The organism is Hoylesella oralis ATCC 33269, from assembly GCF_000185145.2.
Lineage (GTDB): Bacteria > Bacteroidota > Bacteroidia > Bacteroidales > Bacteroidaceae > Prevotella > Prevotella phocaeensis.
In genome coordinates this window covers 218,113-238,653 of the sequence record NZ_GL833119.1, presented here as the reverse complement: position 1 = coordinate 238,653, position 20,541 = coordinate 218,113, and the positions used below count along the sequence as shown (strand labels likewise).

Below are 20,541 nucleotides of genomic sequence, written 5' to 3'. Positions count from 1 at the left end.
AATAAGATGTTTACGCCACATTTTATTCTATGATCTTTTCGGTATTGTTGTCAATCTTTTCCACTGTCAGGCTTTGGTCTGTATGTTGCCAGAGCTGCAACTTTACACCATCGTGACGTCTGTGGGCTTGTGTCTCGGTCTCTGTGTTATAGAGCCGCTATTATGGTGTTATAGAGGGCTTTCCGGAAGGGTGTAGGGGTATTCTGGCCTTTGGAGGGGCAAGGGGAGATCGTGTTTCGTACTTTACTCTTTGTCGGCTTACTGATGCCATGCTTATGGGCAGATGGAAAAACAAAAAGAGAAATCAGAGCCGTTTTCTAGCTCGGGCTTCTGGCGTATTGTTCAGGAACCGATAACAGTCCCCTGTGATTATTTCTTGATAGTCTTCACCGTCTTGCTGTTGTTCACCTTTGTGATATACAAGTTTTCGGACTGATTCTCAAGATCCTTGTAATATAATGTTAAAGTTATTCGGTAAGCGACGAGCCATTTTCGGCCACGGTGTTTTTTAGCGTGACGCGTACACCTTTGGGAGCCTTAATGGTGCTGTAGACGGTTCCATCGGCATCCTTGCGATGGCTGACAGTAATGATACCGAGTGGTGTAGGGAAAGTACCCCGGGCTACCGTGCAGCCGCATAGGTGGGGCTCTATGGTGACAGCCCGACAGCCCGGCTCGGTAGGCACGATACCTAAGATGTAACGTGTCATCCAGGGAGTTACGCCCGACGCCCATCCGTGGCAAAGGCTCATGCGGAGGCCCTTGTAGCAATAGTTTCCGCCGTCAGCGTGAATGTCATACTGCCCGCTGTTCACAAATTCATCAATGCGTCCGGCGCGAGCTATGTCGTCATAGTTCAGTTCCTCCCAAAAGGTGGTGGCGCCGAGGTTGAGCATGCCGCCCCAGTACTTGGTAATGATGTCAGTGGCTTCATCGTATTTTCCGCTACGGGCCAACGCCTCCAGCATGTAATAGCCATAGAAAGTAGAGAAGTGGCGTGCGCCATCCTTGAGAATGACATTACAGTCGGTGGTGCCCTTGCTCAGGCCTGATATTATCTTCAGTGCTGCCGCTTCCTTGTTGTCGCAGTTGGGCAGACTGGTTTGCTTCAGGTCGGCGGCCGTAGCAGTACACATTCTGACCAGATCGTCGTCAGCTAACGCATGTCCTAGCTCGATGCCTGCGTTGACGGCCATGTAGCACAGTGAGTGGAGGCCCGAGTTGATGATTGCGGGGTTATCGGAAGTGGGCCAGTCGAGAAAGCGGGTGCCGTTAAGGTGCTCGTTACCCTTTTTATCAATAAGATGGCAAATCTGTCCGAGAAGTGCCTTAATATAAGCGTGCTGGGCTTTCAGATAGTCAAGGTTGCCACGGTAGAGATATTGATCGCGTTGGATGATGAGCCACCAAAGTGAGTAAGAGCACATGCTATTCATCCACCCTGGCAGTGGCGTGTCGTCACGTGCGAAATCGAGGCTACGGTTTACGGCGTCGTTTTGTCCGAAGACTGATAGTACTGTCATCACTTCGGGATGGAGGTCTCCTACCCACACGAGACGGTCGCGCTTGATGCCATCCCAGAGGTACTTCTGCATACACAGGTGAACGGTATATGCGCCAGTACGCCAGATGTCGTTCAGCTGTGGGTTATCTGTTTCAAAGCTTCCCAGATAAGGAATGTTCTGGTAGTGGGCTACGGCTCTGACGGCTTTCAGGTTATACTGTATGGCGGTGTCTTCAAGTTCAATGCTAACAAAGCGGAATCCTGAGTTGCCTGCTTGTATGGTGCCCAGCCAAGGGGCGTTAATAACGAAGTCGCGCAGAGCATGGTCGTTTGAGGCACTGTTTTTGTCGGTCATGGGACTCATGGCCTCGGTAACAGACTCGCCGAAGCGCACTTTCAGAGACACAGGCATCTGTGTGTCGCGAATGGATGATGCAATCTCTATACCGCCTTGTATCTCTCGTCCGAAGTCGAGTAGAATAGCCGCTTTGTGTTCGCGGTGGCTTATCATGACAGTATAGGACGTGTCTGCTACTGATACCTGTCCTGAAAAAGGGCGCGTCAGGTTTTCGACTCTGCGGATATTCCTTCCCGTAGAGTCTGATACCCACAGGACGCGCCGAGGCGTGATATGTTCGGTAACAAGGTTATAGGAACTTTCTATGTCATGGTCCAGTACATGGTTGGATAGCATGCCCCTACCCATGGCGGGTAGCATCAGGGCATATGTTATCAGCAGGAGATGATGAAATGGTTTCAAAATTTTTGTTTTTTTAATTTCTAAATGCAATATTAACGATAATTTCCATATCATTCTTTCGCGTTTATACCGTTTAATGTAAGCATTGATTTATTTATTTTGTAATTTGTTTCATGTATTTTTACTTTTGTTCCAAAATTACCCAGAGGGTGTGTTTTTCGAGAATATTGATGAAAGAAACACGAAATTTTTATGTATTTTTGTTCACTGAAAAACCTATCTGAAAAGATTTATGCAGAAATACCTTGTCATCCTGTATCTTGTGCTGTTCCCTCTGTCGGCCGCGTCGCAGTTTCTGCTGTCACGTATGGTCAGCAGCATATCGAACCTGCATGTTAACGACTTGGTGCAGGACGACCAGGGGTTCATGTGGATAGCTACGGCCAAAGGCCTGTGCCGCTATGATGGTGTGGGTTATAATGTGTTCTATCACTTGCAGCGGCAACCTCGTTCTATCGGTTCTGACAACGTAAACGCGCTTTATTTTGATGGCAGGGACCTTTGGTGTGCCACGGGTGACGGGGTGTCAATGTTCGATATGAATACCTGGCAGTTTACCAACTATCGCATGAAACACCATATGGGAAGCTATTGTCTTGGTTTCTTTTTCTCCGGCAGGCATCTGTACACCTACGGCTATGGCGGCATATACGAGGTGAGGAAGGGTAGTGGACGGCTTGTGCCGGTCATCAACTTTGAGGGGCAAGTGGTGCAAAGAGCCATCGTCGACTCGCATGGACAAATCTGGGTGGTGTGTGACGGTAACGAGGTGATGTGTTTCGATGCCTCCATGAATCTTTGTCGGAAGATTGACTTCGGCGCAACGAAAGAGGTGTATAGCATTTATCAGGCACCGGGTTGTAATATTCTGTTAGGCACCAAGAACGGACTCGTGGCCCTTGACAAGGATACTTATACTTTTTTGCCGTCGGCTGTTCCACCCGCGCTGATGCACATGTCTGTTAAGTATATTAAGGGGTATGCCCCCGGCAAGGTAGTAATAGGCACCAAGGATAACGAGCTGAAATTCTTTGACTTCTACAAGAGCAACTTCATACACTTTCCTAATACAGACGCCTCGCTCTACACAGGTATCATGGATTTGACGTGTTCTTATGCCGACCGTAGCGGTAACTTGTGGCTGGGAACGTTTAATAACGGGGTGAAATACCTCTTCCAGAAAAAGATATTCGACACCGACGAGGCCCTCATAGCCGGGCTCAAAGACAAATTTGTGACTCGCATACGTGACGACCATCATGGAAATCTGTGGATAGGAACGCGGTACAGTGGGCTTGTCAGGTATAACAAGCGCGGTCATGCGATCACGGAGTACAACTCACGGACGAGCGCCATATTCAGGCAGCTCGGAAATTTTATCCAGTCTCTTTTCATCGACTCTTCCAACAGACTTTGGGTATGTAATGAGAACAGTCTGTTGGTCTTCGATATTACGGGTGGCACGCTTAGCCTGAAAAAGTCGTTTGCTGATGTTGGCAATATTGTTACCATAGCTGAGGATTCACGCGGTCGTATCTGGACCGGCTCGTCGTTCAAGGGCATTACTATCTACAGCAGTGACTTGCAAATGGAGAAAAGTTTTCTGCCGGCTACAGGTAAATCGAACAACATTACATGCCTTGTGCCGCTATCAGCATCGACGATGCTTTTTTCGGTCTATGGAGATAATATCTATTATATTGATGTAAACAGTCTCAGGACACGAGCACTCGACCCAAAATATTTGACCATGTTCAAGAACGTGGTTAACATGAAGCGCATATCAGGTAACCGTATCGTGATAGGTACTTACGGCAATGGTCTCATGGTTTACCATCCTCAGAGGCGCCGATTGGCGGTTTTCAGCTATTCGGATGGATTGCGCAGCAACGATATTCTGGGCATAGAAGAGGATAAACTGGCCAACCTTTGGGTGAGCTCCTCGTTTGGACTGTACAGGATAAATCTGATTACTGATAAGGTCCGCCCCTATTTCATGACTGACGGCACGGCCGGCGACCAGTATCACGAGAAATCGGAATGTATGACCGACGAGGGAGAAATCCTCTTTGGTGGCAACCACGGTGTCACGCAGGTGCTGTGCCGCAATATCAATAATACGGCACGTAACGTCCCCGTGTTGCTGGCCGACCTGAAGGTATTCAACAAAAGCGTGCCCATCTCGACCGAAGGAGAGAAGGGAATCTTAACACGGCATATCTCACGTACCCGTAAGATAGAGCTGAAACATGACGAGAACGTGTTCAGCATTGACTTCATCGGCCTAACTTATGAAACACCGAAAAACATAGAGTATGCCTATAAGCTCGAGGGCTTTGATAAGGACTGGAACTATACTGGAGAATATAATCGTGCTAGCTATTCCAATCTGCCTGCCGCTACCTATGTGTTTAAAGTCAAGATAAAGAATGGGGCCGACGAATGGGAGCGGGAACACACGTTGCTGACAATCAAAGTACTGCCGAGTCCGTGGATGACGCCTTGGGTTATTATGGTTTATATCACGTTGTTCTTTTTGGTGCTATTCCTGATTAACCGTGTGTACATCAGACTGAAGCTAAAAAAGGAACGTGCCATCATGGAGAGCAACGAGATAAGGCGTGAAAAACGTCTTGCCCAGATGAAGGTAAGCTTCTTTACCAACATTTCGCACGAGCTGCGCACGCCGCTGACAATGATATATGATCCTATCAAGATTCTTCTGAAGGATAAGACGATAAATAACCCCGAGAGCCAGTCACTGTTGACGCTGATAGACAAGAATTCAGAGCGCCTTCTGAAGTTGGTAAACCAACTTCTAGACTACGGCCGGCTGAAGAATGATACGCTCAAGCTGAGTGTGTCAGATAATGACTGTGTCATACAGATTGTCGACATTGTGAATGTCTATAAGCTGTATGCTGCCGAAAAGAACATCACGATATCGCTGACATGTCCCTACGAGCAAATGGTAGTGTTCTACGATCCCGACAAGATGGATAAGATACTGAACAATTTACTTCTCAACGCCGTGAAATATACTCCCATGGGGGGCCATGTTAACGTGAGTGTAGAGCTGGAGCGTCGTTTGATTGGATCAGGAGATGCTAGTACTACGCGGCATTTTCTCGTTTTGGAGGTAGAAGATGATGGTAACGGTGTTGAGGAATCGCTCTTGCCCGGTATCTTTGATCGTTTTAAGAGATTAGTAAAGGGGGATGAGACCTCGAAGATAATGGGTAACGGTGTGGGACTGAACTACGTGAAGCATCTGGTAGATAACCATAAGGGCACCATCACGGCCCGCAACCGAGCCGAAAAGGGTATGGTCTTCACTGTAACGATTCCTGTAGACGAGACGGCTTACACGGCTGACGAGATAACCTTCAAGGATGCCGACAGCATTCTGGCGCAGAGGGACGGCATATTTACAGGCGATGATCCGTTTGTCAACGATACGGATACGGACGCTGCCAACGAACTCATCGTTGGCGAGCGTAAGCGTATTCTTGTTGTAGAAGACAATAACGAGATGGTAGTGCTGTTGCGAAATATCCTTCAGGACCATTATACCATTGATGCAGCCGCTAACGGTATTGAGGCGCTTGAGTGGATAAGGGAGTCGGGCCCTGACTTAGTTATCAGTGACGTAATGATGCCTCGTATGGATGGCTTTGCTCTTTGTGGAGCCATCAAGAAAGACGTCATGCTGTGCCATATTCCCGTCATCCTACTTACCGCCAAAACCCTTGACAAAGACAAGATAAAGGGCTACAAAGAAGGTGCTGACATGTATCTCAACAAACCGTTTAACCCAGAATTGCTGCTCTCGATGATTGGTAATGTCTTCCACCGGTCAACTTACAACCAGAAACTTATAGCCCGCACCAGTGGCGGTTATACGGCGGAGGAACGGGAGGAACTGGATAAAATCAACTCAGAGATGAGCCCCCTCGACAAGCGTTTTCTGGACAGGCTGAACAGCTATATTGACAAGCACATAGCCGACAGCGATCTGAATGTGAACACTCTTGGTCGTGACCTGGGTTTTAGCCGTACCAACTTCTACAGGAAAGTGAAGTCGTTGACGGGTATGATGCCCAATGACTTTCTGCGTGTGTTCAGGTTGAACCGCTCGGTAGAGCTGATAAAACTGCGGGAGTATCCGCTGAACGAAATAGGCTTCATGGTAGGCTTCGGCACACAGTCGCACTTCTCATCATGTTTCAAGAAGCATTTTGGAATTTCGCCCAAAGACTATCTTACCGGCTATAAATGATATGAATCCAGCGCATACTTTTGTATCAAGGCAATAAGTTGCAGTAATAATTGGGTATATTTATCCCATAGATGGAATCATATGAAAAAGTATCTTATTTCTCTTTCATATATAAGCTTGATGAGAGAGGGAATAAGATACTTTTTAATTAGATTTTAAACTTAAATTGAAATGAAAAAAATTAATTCAAGTTAGCCTCTAAGATTCTTACGGGCCCTATCAATCCGCTGCTCTGCAATGGAGTGTTTCCGTCGTATGTAGCATGGCTGCAGAATGTTTTCCGGTCTTTTCCCTGTTTCTGGCGATCGCCGATGAGGCGGTTCATCCAATTGTTTACGACCTCTATTTCAATTTCATTCTTCCCATTTTTGAGATATTTGGATATGTCTATTGTATAGGGTGATGTCCATACGCCGCCTACATATTGCCCGTTTAATTTCACTTTAGCCATTTCATAAACCTTGCCAAGGTCTAATTTATAGAGAAGGCCTTGTTTTAAGCCGGATACCGTAAAAAGAGTCTTGTAAGTTGATGTTCCAGAGAAATATTTTACATATTCATCGTCGCTAGTACTAAGATCAATTAGTTGTTTCAACATGATACGCTTTCCGTTGTAAACCATTGACCTTAATGAAACGTTCCATGGTGAATCGATCGTTTTGATAATGTTCTCTCGGGGATAATTCTTGTTGATATCCAAAGATATGGGTACGACTTTTGCAGGCTTGGCCAATACAATAAAAGCACTTTCGTTTCCTGACAGTCGCATGGGGATGGATGTGATTTTTCCTTCCTGACTGAAAGAATGCAGCTGTCGTATGGCCCCGTCTGTGGGCGTCCATAGCTCAGGCTGTTTGCCCGTTATACGTAGCTGGGCAATGAACTCGGTTGGTTTATCAGTTTGATTGGCTATGAAATATATGTCGGTATTACCGTTCGACGTATGGGCGTATTTTACGTCTTTTGTTCCGATAAACGATGCGTCTGGATGATTATTGATAATGCGGAATACATCGTCAATCTCATAGCCAGTAAACAAAATACCTTTTCCTATTCGTCTCATTCCGCAGAAAGGATCTCCATGTCCCCAAAGTTCGTCAGCAATAGCCTTGATCTCAGCGTCTCCGGCTCCCCAGTCTTTTAAACTTGGAGAGCATAGCGGTTTCGGACCGAGGACAACGGCCCCATTCAGAATTAGCGTTTTGAGACGACGAAGCATATCCAGTCGCATGGTTTTGAGTGGTGGAAGTACAAGTAGTTTATATTGATTGCCGTAGGGAAGTTTAAGCAAGTGATCTTCTCCTGCGGTTAGCTTGTCTTTTATGACTTCGGCGTTTATGAAGTCATATTGATATCCCTGTGGTAGTTTGGGTTCGGTAATTCCTGTCATGACAGGGGCATCTTCACCGATAAAATAAGCAACGTCAGCCACGTATTGTCCTTGTTGCAGCATATAGTTGCAACGTTTTAGATAGTCCGTGAATAGGTTGAGATGGCTGTACCATGTGTTTTTACGATTAAATTCCTGACCAAACGGACAGTTGAATCCGGGGAATGAATTCTCGTTAGGCTGTGAAACAATTAAGTGAAGCAACGTGTTGTTGACGCCTTCGGTAAAAAACTTGTCGCCGCGTTGTTTCATATATCTAGGGCTGCGTGAGAATTCTGGTGGTCCACAGGTGAACGATTCTGCAGAAACTTTTCCTTTACCGTAAATGTGTGCAGCAGATGATGCCGCACGGTTTTCGATATCACCGAGTGAACCTTCACTCCAGAACTCACCGGCTACCTCGTCAGATTGTCCACCATATTGTAGGAACTCTCCGGGGAATCCCCAGTGACCATAACATTCAAGCCATAGTTTCAGACCGTCCTGATGGCCTAAGTCGCGCAGGCTGCCAATATGATCATAGGCAAGCCGGTCAGCAATCATACGCCTGAGATCCCAGAGAAAGCGTTCGCTCTTCTCCGTACTTCCTACAACGATACCATCGTAGGTGAGCAGGTAGGGTGTAGGATCATATCCAAAGTGTGCCTTGAAATATTCCATGAAGTCGTCGCCATAGTTTTGGGTAGCCTTCTCATAACTGTCGCAGACGAGCACTTTCCATGTGGTACGGTCAGAGGCAGGAATACGTTTCATCAGGTCGCCAATGAAACTGTCATAATGGTGTTTCAAGGCATTATGGTTCCACCGGTCTACCTCGAGTCCCTTTCCGTCTCCTGCAATAGTTGGGCCATTGGTAATCATGGTGGGAGCCATATAGGTACGTACAATTTCCCAATCACCCTCAGGGAACGTATATGTTAGCACGTCGGCTGACAGACTAGATGTAATGTCAATGATGTCTTTTTCTGCTACTACATTATTATCTTCGTAGTCTGTATTGCTTTTCCATTTGTAGTCGTTCCATGTAGGTAAAGGTATTTGAACCATCTTGCCTAATATCTTGTCGGGGAAATTATCTACGATAGGGTCCTCCGAGAGGGTAATCTCACGAAGCTTGCAGTCTTTGTTGATATGGAAATCAAGCCTAAATTCATTTCCCTCTGTCTCGGGTATAGAGATGGCAATGGGAGCTTGTATGTAGTAGCCGATCTCAATCATCATGTTCGTCCTGTCGAGTGGACGATTGGCTACATTTACATATTTCCCGTTGCGTTTTACGCTGACTGTGATATCTCCCTTTATCGGTGAGGCGATCTCTATACGTACTGATCTTAGTTGAAATTTATCTTTCGAGGCTTTGACATAGAAAGTTGGAATATCGGTGCTGAATCCAGATACTGTTGTTTGGGAGCCGTCAAAAAGTGCGGCAATATCATCAACGCCGTCAGCAGACAAATGATCTATCCCAGACTGAATACGTGCAGCACTATGCTTGCGTCTGAAAGCCAATACTTTTACATTCTCCAGCCAATTATCTGGATGAGAGAATGTGATGGTCTGCTTTTCTCCTCCTTTTACAATGGCATGCTGGGACGCGAGAAAACGCATGGACTGCCCTGGCTTGTTCCACGGGCCACCGGCATGGCTCCAGCCCGGGCCATTAAATACTCCTATCTCAATGCCTTCCTGAGAAGCGGTTTTCATGGCTGTATGTATAATTTCATACCATTCCTGTGACTGTATCTTTACGGTGCCACGAGGATCGTCCTCAGGTGAGAGGCCCTGATTTCCGATAAACGCCCGGTTAATTCCGGCTTTTTTCATAGCCTTGAGATCGTTTGTTACCCCTTGTTTACTGATGTTTCCTGACACCCAATACCAATAGCAGGAGGTGGTAATGTTCTTCGGGACGGCAAAAGTATTTTTCATGAGAGAATAACTGTCGTTACCCTGTGCATGAAGAATCAGAGAGAAAAAAAAGATTGAGAGAATATTGACTAAAAATCGTCTCATATATTAGTAAAGAGAATAAAAGAGAAGAAAGCGGGTGCTTTCTTGGTAGCCCCACTTTCCTTTTCATAGATTTTTAACTTATTTCTTAATAAATTTGACTTTTGCCTTTCCGACTTTAAGGATGTATACGCCATTAGCCATTTTAGAGAAGTCAGCTTCGGTTCCAATTCCCTGAGCGACTCTGCGTCCCGTAAGCTCATAAATCTGATAGCTTGCATTGTCTTTCCATTCTGCCTTGTCTGGTCCCATACGGATGACCTGATGCTCTGGGGAAATAAGTGCAGCAATACTGGTGGGGCCATTATTCACAACCTTGATATCAAAATAGTCAAATGAAAACTGAGGAGCATAACTTTGCATGGTAAATACGTGCTCTCCCTTGGTCAGGTGGACGGTTGTGTACTGGGGCTGGTCAGTCTGCATAGGCCACCATGAAGAAATGCTGCCAGCGGCATTGTTCAGGTTTGGCCAAACCCATACGGTATCATTGTTCGTAGTCATACCGTCTTTCAACACTTGTGAGCTACGCCATTTAGAATCGTCGGCGATGAGAGCTTTCCAGGTTTCTTCATTGATACCACCTTCACAGTCTAAGATATTTGGGTGCTTAGTTTGTGTTCCTTTGAGATTTTGTCCGTCAAGTCGAAGTGTATAGGCTCCAATGTAATGTTTAACCCAATTGTAACCTAATGTGGCTGTGCAAGAAGCGTTATTCTCCTGTACGCCTATCTGGGCGATTGTCTGATAAGAACCCCAGTGACATCCTACACCCATCGTAATATCTACATCACAGTCCTGCTCTACTTTGACGGTGTAATTATACCAGTTACCGAAGTATCTTACACAATTCTCCACGGTCCATGCATCTTCTTTGGTCCATTTGTTTCCAGTCCAGTCATCCGCGCCCATATTCATTAAGGCCCAATGGTTGCTGTAGTGGTTGTAGTCATCAGCGTTACTCTGGATAGTAACCTTACGGTTAAGCCAAGGCTGATACATGTCTGTTCCTGACATGGTGGTATAGTATGTGGTTCCTAATCCGAATGAAGGATCGGCACCTTCGTCTATATCCTCAGCTTCAACACGAGTCGTTGAACCGAGTACACCATTGACTGTCGGGTAGATCCAATCGCTTTGTATCTCAAGATGATTGATGACAAGGGAAGCATCTTCTACTAGTCCGTCGACGATAATCTTTATAGTTTTTACTTTTTCAGGGGTGATGCTACCTTGATTAAGTAGAGTAACATCGAAGGTCTTCTCTGCGTCATTTGGCAACTTGCTGGTATTCGTATAGGTGGCTTCTATACCATCTTCGCCAACTAATACCACTTTAACGGTGGCATTGTCACTTCCAACCTGAACCCCTTTGAGCAGGCAACGGTATGCCTTTGCGGCATCAATGACATCGGAATAGTTTTTTGTGAGGGTCACGGTTGAGCTAGTGGCAGTAATAATGGTACCTGTACCAGCTTCTCCTTCTCCTGTTCCTCCAGCTAACATCCAGCCGTCTTTGGTCAAGTCGTCACTCAGATCTAATCTGACATAATAGTTACGATTTGCAAAAACATTCATTGAGAACAGGCAAAATAAAGCTGCAATTAATGTAAATCTTGCTTTCATAATGATGTTGATTTTTAAGTTGATAAATGTTCAATAGTTGTTAGATGATTTTTATGTCCTCCCACAACGTTGTTAATATTAGGTATTCTTATTAATATCTTTTTGTCGTTAATATGTTTTACCACCATTATTAGAACAGGTCGACAAAAGTGAGGATTTTCTACAAGACCTTACAAATTTTAGACTTTCCGTTTTGAGTGATCTGTACGATGACAGGTTGACGGGAGGCATTCAGCCAAACGGCATTGTCACCATGGATGAGGCGTAAATTCTTGCGACTAATTAATTCTCCATTCTGGCTGTATACAGTTATAGAACTTTTGCCATCATTCAGAGCCTGTATATTTAATTGGATTTTTCCGTTCTTGTAGTGGCAGGAGCGGATGTTCGCGATGATGTCCTGCTCTACATTGATATTTTTTATACTGGTGGTAGAGATTGCCGAGCCTTTATAACGGTAGTTGAATCGACCGTTGGGGGCTACGTCACCGTCTATATAGAAATCAAGGATATTAGGATTATCAGGTGTGTTATCAGCCCATTTGAAATCAATGTCACATTCTTTTCCACCATCCATCCCAAGCAAACTGCGGCTGATTGCAAAATACATTTTATTGCCTTCCACATAACGGGTGATCTCACCGAGATTTTCCCATTTGTATTGGTTGCTAATGTTCCGCATTAGAGAGTATTTCCGGGTAACTTTGTCGCGGGTTACCATATAGTCGTATCCTTCCCAGCCGGTCTTGTAACAGGTATCGGTATTCAGATAGAGCATCATCCACTGTTTTGTGAATGCTGTAAGATTGCTTATATTGTCATGGGTTTGAATATAAAAATAGATATTTTTGGTATCTTTTGTCACCTTGGCTACTATGAAGTCATTACGTCCCGTCTTATTTTCGAGAGTAGTATATCCTGTGTAGTTTTGATAATTACGGTGTACCACGTCACATTTGTCATCTCGGTACTCTGGTTCCACATCTACCCATTGGGCCATATCCCCGTTTAACGTGATCGTCTTAGCAGGGGAGGGAATTGGAATATTTCTCACTCCCTTATATTGTCGGATATTACTGATGGTTTGCATCAAGTAGTTATCACGCATAGTAGAATCACGAGAAGGTTCAATATCACGATTGAATTCTGCATTATAGGTATCTACGAATACAGATTCTCCGTTGACATGCTTACCGCATGGGCGTACATCGTTGACGCCGAAACCGTCACTTCCACCTGCAATAAATCTCATCGCCTGCCACTCATTAAATTGGGTGATCATAATGTGTTGAGGGTTTACCTTATGAGCCTGTTTCCATTGTTCACTGTAGTAGAGCCCCTGACCAGTATAGAGAGTTGTGGCATTGGGAAGTAAGGGCGGTTCTGTGCCGTTATGATAGCTTTTACCTACTTTTGTTGAAGAATGCTGCGCTGTACTGACAGATATTTGCTCTTTATTTAGTCTTGTTCCGCTCCATCCTGGTGCCTGCGGGTAATATTCTAACCATGACCACTCATCCGATTTCGCACCGTTCATCCACGCCCATGAATTACGCCATGTAAAACGATCTAGCAGTGTCTGACTGGTGACCTCTGCCTTGTTTCCCAAGATTAGAGGTTTTCCCTTGAATGTGTACCAGTATTTGTCATACTGTGACTTTGAGTAGAAATCATCATATAGATTCTGAACTGTGTTTTGAGTAAATGAGTGAACCATAAAGCAGAGTTTGGGCACTTTCATGCCTAAATTTTGCCGTCTGTCAATCTCCTGCATTATCTGTTTGACAACTTCCGGATATGTAAATGCGTTTGTCACGTCAAAGAAAAGAAAGTCGACACCTGCATCACATATCATTTGCATATGTTTTTCTAAGACGAAGGGATCCCCTGCCTTATAATAATCGAGTATAGGGCGTCCCCACCAGTGCATTTCATGTATAGGGCCCCACTGTGGATTGTCGGTATTCTTTTTTAATATCTCCGTAACATCGTAAATTTGACCGGTATTGTTAATCAGATGACTACCGTGCCATAGGTAATAAAACAATCCAACGACATGCCCATGACCGTTCTCTTTATCTGCAGTTATACCTTGTGTATCAGAACTGTATACTTCACGCCCTAGTTCGTCAACGGCTACCCATGTGTCTGGATAAGTATCCCAGTCGTCAGCCATGCAATTCATGGTGAACAGGGGAAAAAATACTGTTAAGATAATAAATTGATAATGTTTCATTCTTTTAAATTTTATAATAAGAGGGAAGATAAGAGACCGCATCGTAAAGATACGACCTGTCTTCTAGTTCTTAATTTAAAATAAATTACCAGCCTTCATTTTGGAAATTAAGGCCCGTCTTGTTTTTTAATTTGATAACTTCTTTTCCAGGTATGGCGAATCTCAAATATTTATCTGAGTAAGCGTTTCGCCTGTTAACAACGAATCTTTCAAACGTTGTTTTTCCATTTTCTTTAATGGGTTTCATGCCGGTAATAATCTTGCCGGTCTCGTCCAGTATCTTCCAGCGTCTTACGTCGTAAAAGCGATGTTCTTCGAAAGCTAACTCTATCTGGCGCTCGTGTCTTACCTTTGTCCTGAATTCTTCTTTAGAGAGACCATAAGGTATCTTAGGCATCCCCACGCGTGACCTCACTTTGTTCACGGCGTCTACAGCTTCGTTGGGAGCTACTGACGCCGTGGCTTCGTTGGCAGCCTCTGCATAGTTGAGGTACATTTCAGCCATGCGGAATATCTTGAAGTAACCGTCGCTGTTTAATGTCCTGTTCGAGTTGCAGTTGATATATTTACGTAGGTAGTATCCTGTTCTTGTATATCTTACATTGTTCTGGGATATGGCACAGTTTCCATTGTCAGCTGTGCTAACTAATGTGGAGCCTTCGGGAACTGTTGGTACTCCATGATAATATACACTTGCTCTCATTCTCGGGTCACGGTTAGCATAGGGGTTGTGTTCGTCATACAAAGTTGCCTCCGTGTTGATGATAGGATGCAGGTGAGTCTCGTCGCTATAGCCTAAGATGGGTTGCTTGCCGTCAATAGTTTCATAGGAGTCGATGAGTTCTTGTGAGGGACACGAGCCAGCATAGGTCTGGCCAGAGATGATGGGCATACCCTGGTATTTCCAAATGTCCATTTGGTTACGGGCCTCAAGAATAGTCTCTGGATCTGATATTCCTTTTACGTCACTTTTTGAGTGGAAGTAAGCGTCATATGCATTGTAGCTGGCGCCATCGTTTGTGCTTGCCTTGTAAAGAGAATAGCCATGCGCTTCAAGAGAGTCGACGGCTTCCTTGCAGAGTTTGGCAGCCTCGCTCCAGTCGAGCGTTCCGTCGTTGTTGAGTGGGCTGGCAGCATATAGAGCGGCCTCTGACATGATGGCATAAGCCATGCCCTTGCACATCATAGAGCGCTCGGCATCAGAACCGCCAGAGTGGTAACCAAGAATATTGTTGTTAACAACGCGCCTGCAATCGGATATAATCTGACGAACGCATTCGCTGAAGGTGTTACGCTTGAGAGAGGAATAATCAAAGTTATCATCTCTCGTATCTTTCAGAATGAGGGGTACACCGCCATAATTCTTGATAAGCGACAGGTAGTAATATGCTCTCAATCCGTATGCCTGTCCTTCGTAGCCTTGACGCTCAGTCTCGCTGTAGGTTCGTGCTGTAGGAATGTGCTCCAAAAATACATTGCAGCAACGAATATATTCATAATAATTCCATATCTCAGGTGCGGCAAGCGGATTGCTGAATGCGTTTGCACTGCCGTTATTCCATAAAGAAGCTACGCTACCGATAACATCCTTTACGTCATGTGCCTCATCCGTACAGCTGGCAAGCATGGTGTAATTGCCGTAGTTGTCACCACGTGCTCTTGTGATTCCGATATAACAACTGTTCAGGTATCCCGCCACGCGGGTAGGGTTAGTAAACACCTCTTCCATGTCGAGACGACCATCGGGATGCTCTGCCACATCTGTACATCCGTATAGCGACCAAATGGTACATGTCAGCAGAACAGAGGCGCCAATAAGTTTGTTATGTAATTTCTTCATTTCGATTAGATATTTATATTAAGACCGAAATTGTATATTTTGTTGATAGGCAGTCCTACTGTTCCTGTTTCGGGATCTATGTTTTTGAACTTTAACTTTGTTGTTGTGAAGAGATTCTCACCACTGAAGTAAACCCTGATTTTTTCGAGATGGAGTTTCTTTACTAGACTGTGTGGAAGGCTGTAACCAAAGGTCAGATTCTTCAGACGGAGGAAGTCGCTTCTGGAAGTGAAGAAACTATTAGAGACAAGGTTGGAAGATGTAGTCGTTGTAAGGGTGGGATAGGTAATGCTCTCGCCTGCTGCATAGCGCTCTGCCGTCCACGCGTGTTCATGATGGGTGTTGTACACACCTTGAGACTGGTTTTCATAGATACCGAGCCCACTATATACTCTTGCATAATCGCCAATGCCCTGAAAGAATATGTGGAGATCGAAGTCTTTGTACGTCACGTCAGTGCCAAATCCGTAGGCGACAGATGGTACGGCTTTCGTAGAAGCAAGTGGAACGTAGTCGCGTTCGTCAATTACTTTATCACCGTTCTGATCCTTGTAGATAAAATCACCGACACGGGGTGCGGTTCCTGAATAAGTAAGGCCAGAATTGATAATCTCGCTTTTGCTGTTAAAGAAACCATTACCGTTGCTGTAGTCGATCTCATAACCGAAGCTCTGACCACGGCAGAAGCCAGTTCTACGATAAGGATAAGCATAATTGTCGGCAGAGAGGTCTAACTCATCTATATTCTGTACCTTATTTCTGTTATAGCCAAGGTTGGCATTAAAGTTTATGATCAGGTTTTTTCCTTTCTTGATTAGATAATTGATATTCAGATCAATACCTTTATTGTTCATCTTTCCTATATTCTGGTATGGCAGATAAGAATTAGATACTCCGAGGAGTTCAGGAACAATTTCACTTCGGACAATCATGTCGGTCTGTTGATTGTTCCAGTAATCCAATGATACTGAAAGGGCATTGAAGAGAGTGAAGTCCACACCAATATTCAGCTGCTTGGAGCGTTCCCAGTGCAGATTGGCATTTCCTCGCTGATATTCCTTGATAAGGGCTGCCGTGTAGAGGCTGTTGATGACACCTGCGCCTTGTTCGTTGCGTATGTCATCAAGATATAGGAAACGTCCAATAGAATAAAAGTTGTCGTAGGTTAGGTTTCCGTATGAGCTCCTGAGTTTGAGCATGTTCAACCAGTTGACCTTCTGCATAAATAGCTCTTTTGAAATTACCCATGCGCCAGAAATGGTATTCGAAGAGTGGAAGCGGTTACCTTTTTTGAGTTGCTCAGAACCAGAATGATTGAAATCATACTGGATGAAATATCGGTCAAGTAATCCATATTTCGCATGTAGGTTCCAGGAAATTCTGTTCATAGGTAGGCTCCAGTTTCTACTGGTTCCATCGGAGATGCGGTCCTCTGCTAGATAACCTGCCGTGGCTTCTACGCTATGAATGCCGAACGTTCTCTTGTAGTCGATGAAAGCCTGAATGTTCATGAAATAGAATGTGCTCGTATATTTGGCGATGCTGATGGGGCTATCTATTGAAGAGCCCATTATCACGAGATTCCCTGTATTGTCATATGTGTAGCGGGCATAGGTACGGTTTTTTTTGAACACGTCATAATAATTTGATTGATAACCTATCAGCCCTCGTGTACTTAGTCCCTGTGTAATGAAACTCATGTCGAGATCGAGACCGAAGTTGGCATTTATATTCGTTGTCCTATACGTGTACTGTCCCGTCCGATTAATCTGTCCAAAGGCAGGGTTTCCAAAATATTCGTTGGTGAGTACTTTTCCATCGGAAGTCGTAGGTCCGATCAAGGTGGCAGGTTGCCTGATTATTTCGTTGTAAATGCTCGATACACTTTCTGCCGATTGATTGTTGTTTGAGTATCTCAGGTTAGTTGAGATGAAGGCTTTAAGAAACTTAAATACGTTTACGTCTACATTAGAAACAAGTGAAAAACGCTGATAGGAATTGGTGGGGTCGTATTTGTCGCTGTCAAAGTTGGTTTTGTAAATACTTCCCTGATGTATGTATCCGCCGTGAACAAAGAATTGTACACGGTTGTTTCCGCCCTTGATGTTGGCATTGTAATTCTGTACGACCACAGGATGGTTAAGTAGGATATCGGTCCAGCGATTGTCTGTTCCCGTACCGTCCTGATAACTCTGTAGCTCGTTGTCGTTGAAGGCTTTGGGTAATCCGTTTGCTATCAGAGCTTGGTTACGCAGGGTAGCATAGCTGTAAGAATCTCGCGTAGAGAGCTGATAAGTAGGTGAGGTCAGCGAGAAGTTGGCGTTGCCATTTATTTGGTTTTTCCCTGATATGCCTTTTTTCGTATTGACGAGGATAACACCCTGTGCGCCTACAGGACCATAAAGTGCTTTTGCGGCAGCATCTTTCAAAATGGTGATCGATTCGATACTTCCGGGATCAAGGGAGTTGATAGATAGCGTGGGCGACGGAACACCATCCAATACGACAAGAATGGCATTACCCGTATAAGAGTTGAATCCTCTTATGTAATATGCTGTTCCGTCATCTGGAGCTACCCCTGAATTCTGCATTTGTGTGACACCGGCTAGATGTCCTTCTAGTGTGACGTCGGAGCCAATGGATGGTGTTCTGCTGATAACATCAGACTTTACCGTTGAGACAGCTCCTGTATAGGTCTCTCGGCGTTCTTTGCGGTTCAAAGCAACGTCTATCATTTCGTCAGATAGCGACTGGTCACTTTTCATGACGATTTTTACATTTCCGTCTTCTGAAACTTTTACCTTAGTGTCTTTGTATCCGCGATAGCGGAGTGTTAGGATCCTGACGTCATTGTTGATATTCAAGTCAAATATGCCTTCAGTATTTGTTGTAAAATATCCCAATTCGCTAGGAACTTCAATAACTACTCCTGACAAGGGATTTCCCTGTTCGTCTGTCACAATACCCTTAACGGTTTTCGCCTCGATCATAGTAGTAGGAAATGCAAGAGCTGTAGCAAGAAGCGCAAACCTAATATTCTTTTTCATAATCGATTCTTGTTTTTTATTACCATCCTTCGTTCTGCCATTTAACACCCGTCTTGGTTTCCATCAGAGCTGCCTCCTTTGCAGGTATAGGTAGCCAATGCCATTTGGCTTCATAGCTCATCTTGCTGGGCTTAGAAGAGTCGGTCGTGCCGATTAATATACGAGTATAAGTTTTTCTAAGTCCTTTTTTCTTGATACTCATTCCTGTCAGAAATTTTTCATTATCAAGGTTTTCATTGGTAGCGGTCCATCGACGCATGTCAAAGAAGCGATATTCTTCCCATGCGAGTTCGACCTGACGTTCATGCCTGACGAGCAGGCGGGCTTCGTCCTGACTTGACGAGGTAACGTCAACAGATGGTGAGAAACCAGCTCGATGACGGATGTCATTGATAAGTCTTAGTCCCTCATCTATGTGTCCTGCCTCAATGGCTGCTTCTGCAAGGTTCAGATAAACGGCTCCCAATCGATAGTATTTCCAACCTCCGTCACGACCGGCATATTTTGTACTCGACCGATAGTAAGCATATTTACATGGGTAGTATCCTGTACGGGTATGTGTACGGCTGGCATCCATGCGTGAGCAGTTTCCGCCTTCATAGGTCTCTATCGTTTTAATCTCGTCACCAACCTGTAATTTAGAGCCGTCATATTTTACCGTAGCGTAAAAACGCGGATCACGACCATCGTAAGGTTTGTTTGGATTATATCCTGAGCCTTCATTGTAGTTGGGGTATAGGCAGCATTCATCGTTGTATGGCTTCGATAGGTCAAGTACGGGCTTTCCGGTCTTTAACATATCATAGGCATCTACCAACTGTTGTGAGGGTACATCTCCTGTCATGTAGTTTGACTGGAGAGGACATCCGGATACATAATAATACGGCTCGTGTACAAAGTCATTCTCCCAAATTGTCTCTTTATCAATGGGGTTATTTGAAAGGGCATCATCCAACAGTAGTGAAAAATACTCACAGTATGCGTTGGGATATTCTCCGTTGGTGCTATGCAGTGTCGTGTATAGTTCGTAGCCATTGCTGATTAACTGGTTGAAACTATCTTCGTTCTTCTCATAGGCATACTTCCAGAGTTCAGAGTTGTTATTTTCGTTGAATATCTTGCTGGCAGCCAGTAGAGCGGCCTCTGAGCGTATGGCTGCCGCTACGGCTTTGGTAACACGCATTTTTTCATCGGTTGCAGTAATGCGCCATGGCATACCTGAGGATAATGCCTTTTCGCAATCGTCTACAATAGCCTTGCAGCATTCTACACCCGTAGCCTTTCTCATTTTGCTATAGTCAAAGTCGGTGGGAAGTACGGTGTCTACCAAAGGTAATGGACCGTACCACTTAATAAGTTGCAGATAGAAGTATGCTCGCAGGGTATAAGCCTCTCCGCGCCATCTTTCACGGTCTTCTTCCTTATTAAGTGCACAGTGGTCAATATTTTCGAGCATAATGTTGCACAAACGTATTTGCTGCCAGTATTTTACCCAGTAGTCGGCATCAAATCTGTCATGATACTCGTAGTCAATGGGGTGCAAAGAGGCACTTGCCTGACCATTATAGCAAAGTACGGCGCCGTGTCCTTCAACATCGTCGTTAGACCAAGCTTCATCGCTTAGGGCAATAGGGTAGTTGTCAAACCAGAAATACCTTCTTCCTTTGTGCGGAATGTTGTTATAGAGATTACTCATAAACTGCGCTGAAAGATCAGGGTCAGCCCATACATCTTTCATGGTTAAACGACCGTCAGGGGTTATATTCAGAGTGTCACTACATGCTGTTATCATGCCTATCAGAAAACACAGGTTTATGTAGTTCACATATTTCTTTATTTTCTTCATCAT

Annotated in this window: 8 protein-coding genes; 1 reads left to right on the top strand and 7 read right to left on the bottom strand. The window is 44.8% G+C overall.

Translation table 11 applies throughout. The annotated features are described in order from the left end of the window. Positions 1-467 precede the first annotated feature (467 nt). Positions 468-2,264, bottom strand: a complete 1,797-nt coding sequence (locus tag HMPREF0663_RS03665; protein ID WP_231375166.1) for an alpha-L-rhamnosidase-related protein — start codon at positions 2,262-2,264, stop codon at positions 468-470. Positions 2,265-2,496: 232 nt separating this feature from the next. Here HMPREF0663_RS03665 and HMPREF0663_RS03660 point away from each other — a divergent pair, with 232 nt between their 5' ends. After that, positions 2,497-6,543: a hybrid sensor histidine kinase/response regulator transcription factor gene (locus HMPREF0663_RS03660; RefSeq protein ID WP_004368851.1), complete on the top strand. Its 4,047-nt coding sequence runs from the start codon at positions 2,497-2,499 to the stop codon at positions 6,541-6,543. 181 nt (positions 6,544-6,724) lie between these two features. On the opposite strand, the gene HMPREF0663_RS03655 is transcribed toward HMPREF0663_RS03660, so the two are convergent. The 6 genes from HMPREF0663_RS03655 to HMPREF0663_RS03630 form a co-directional block, all read right to left on the bottom strand. Continuing rightward, complete coding sequence (locus HMPREF0663_RS03655) at positions 6,725-9,862, bottom strand: glycosyl hydrolase (protein WP_231375165.1); 3,138 nt, start codon at positions 9,860-9,862, stop codon at positions 6,725-6,727. A gap of 162 nt (positions 9,863-10,024) precedes the next feature. Beyond that, complete coding sequence (locus HMPREF0663_RS03650; protein ID WP_004368849.1) at positions 10,025-11,569, bottom strand: T9SS type A sorting domain-containing protein; 1,545 nt, start codon at positions 11,567-11,569, stop codon at positions 10,025-10,027. A gap of 160 nt (positions 11,570-11,729) precedes the next feature. Further along, entirely contained in the window at positions 11,730-13,745 is a 2,016-nt protein-coding gene (locus tag HMPREF0663_RS03645; protein ID WP_143150384.1) for a glycoside hydrolase family 71/99 protein, read from the bottom strand. A 145-nt stretch (positions 13,746-13,890) separates the two neighbouring features. After that, positions 13,891-15,645 (bottom strand): RagB/SusD family nutrient uptake outer membrane protein, encoded by a 1,755-nt coding sequence (locus tag HMPREF0663_RS03640; protein WP_004368847.1) that lies wholly within the window; start codon positions 15,643-15,645, stop codon positions 13,891-13,893. Positions 15,646-15,650: 5 nt separating this feature from the next. Continuing rightward, a complete protein-coding gene (locus HMPREF0663_RS03635; protein ID WP_004368846.1) occupies positions 15,651-18,692 on the bottom strand; it encodes a SusC/RagA family TonB-linked outer membrane protein in 3,042 nt (1,013 codons plus the stop codon). Positions 18,693-18,711: 19 nt separating this feature from the next. Further along, on the bottom strand, positions 18,712-20,541 hold the full coding sequence (locus HMPREF0663_RS03630) for a RagB/SusD family nutrient uptake outer membrane protein (RefSeq protein WP_004368845.1): 1,830 nt from the start codon (positions 20,539-20,541) through the stop codon (positions 18,712-18,714).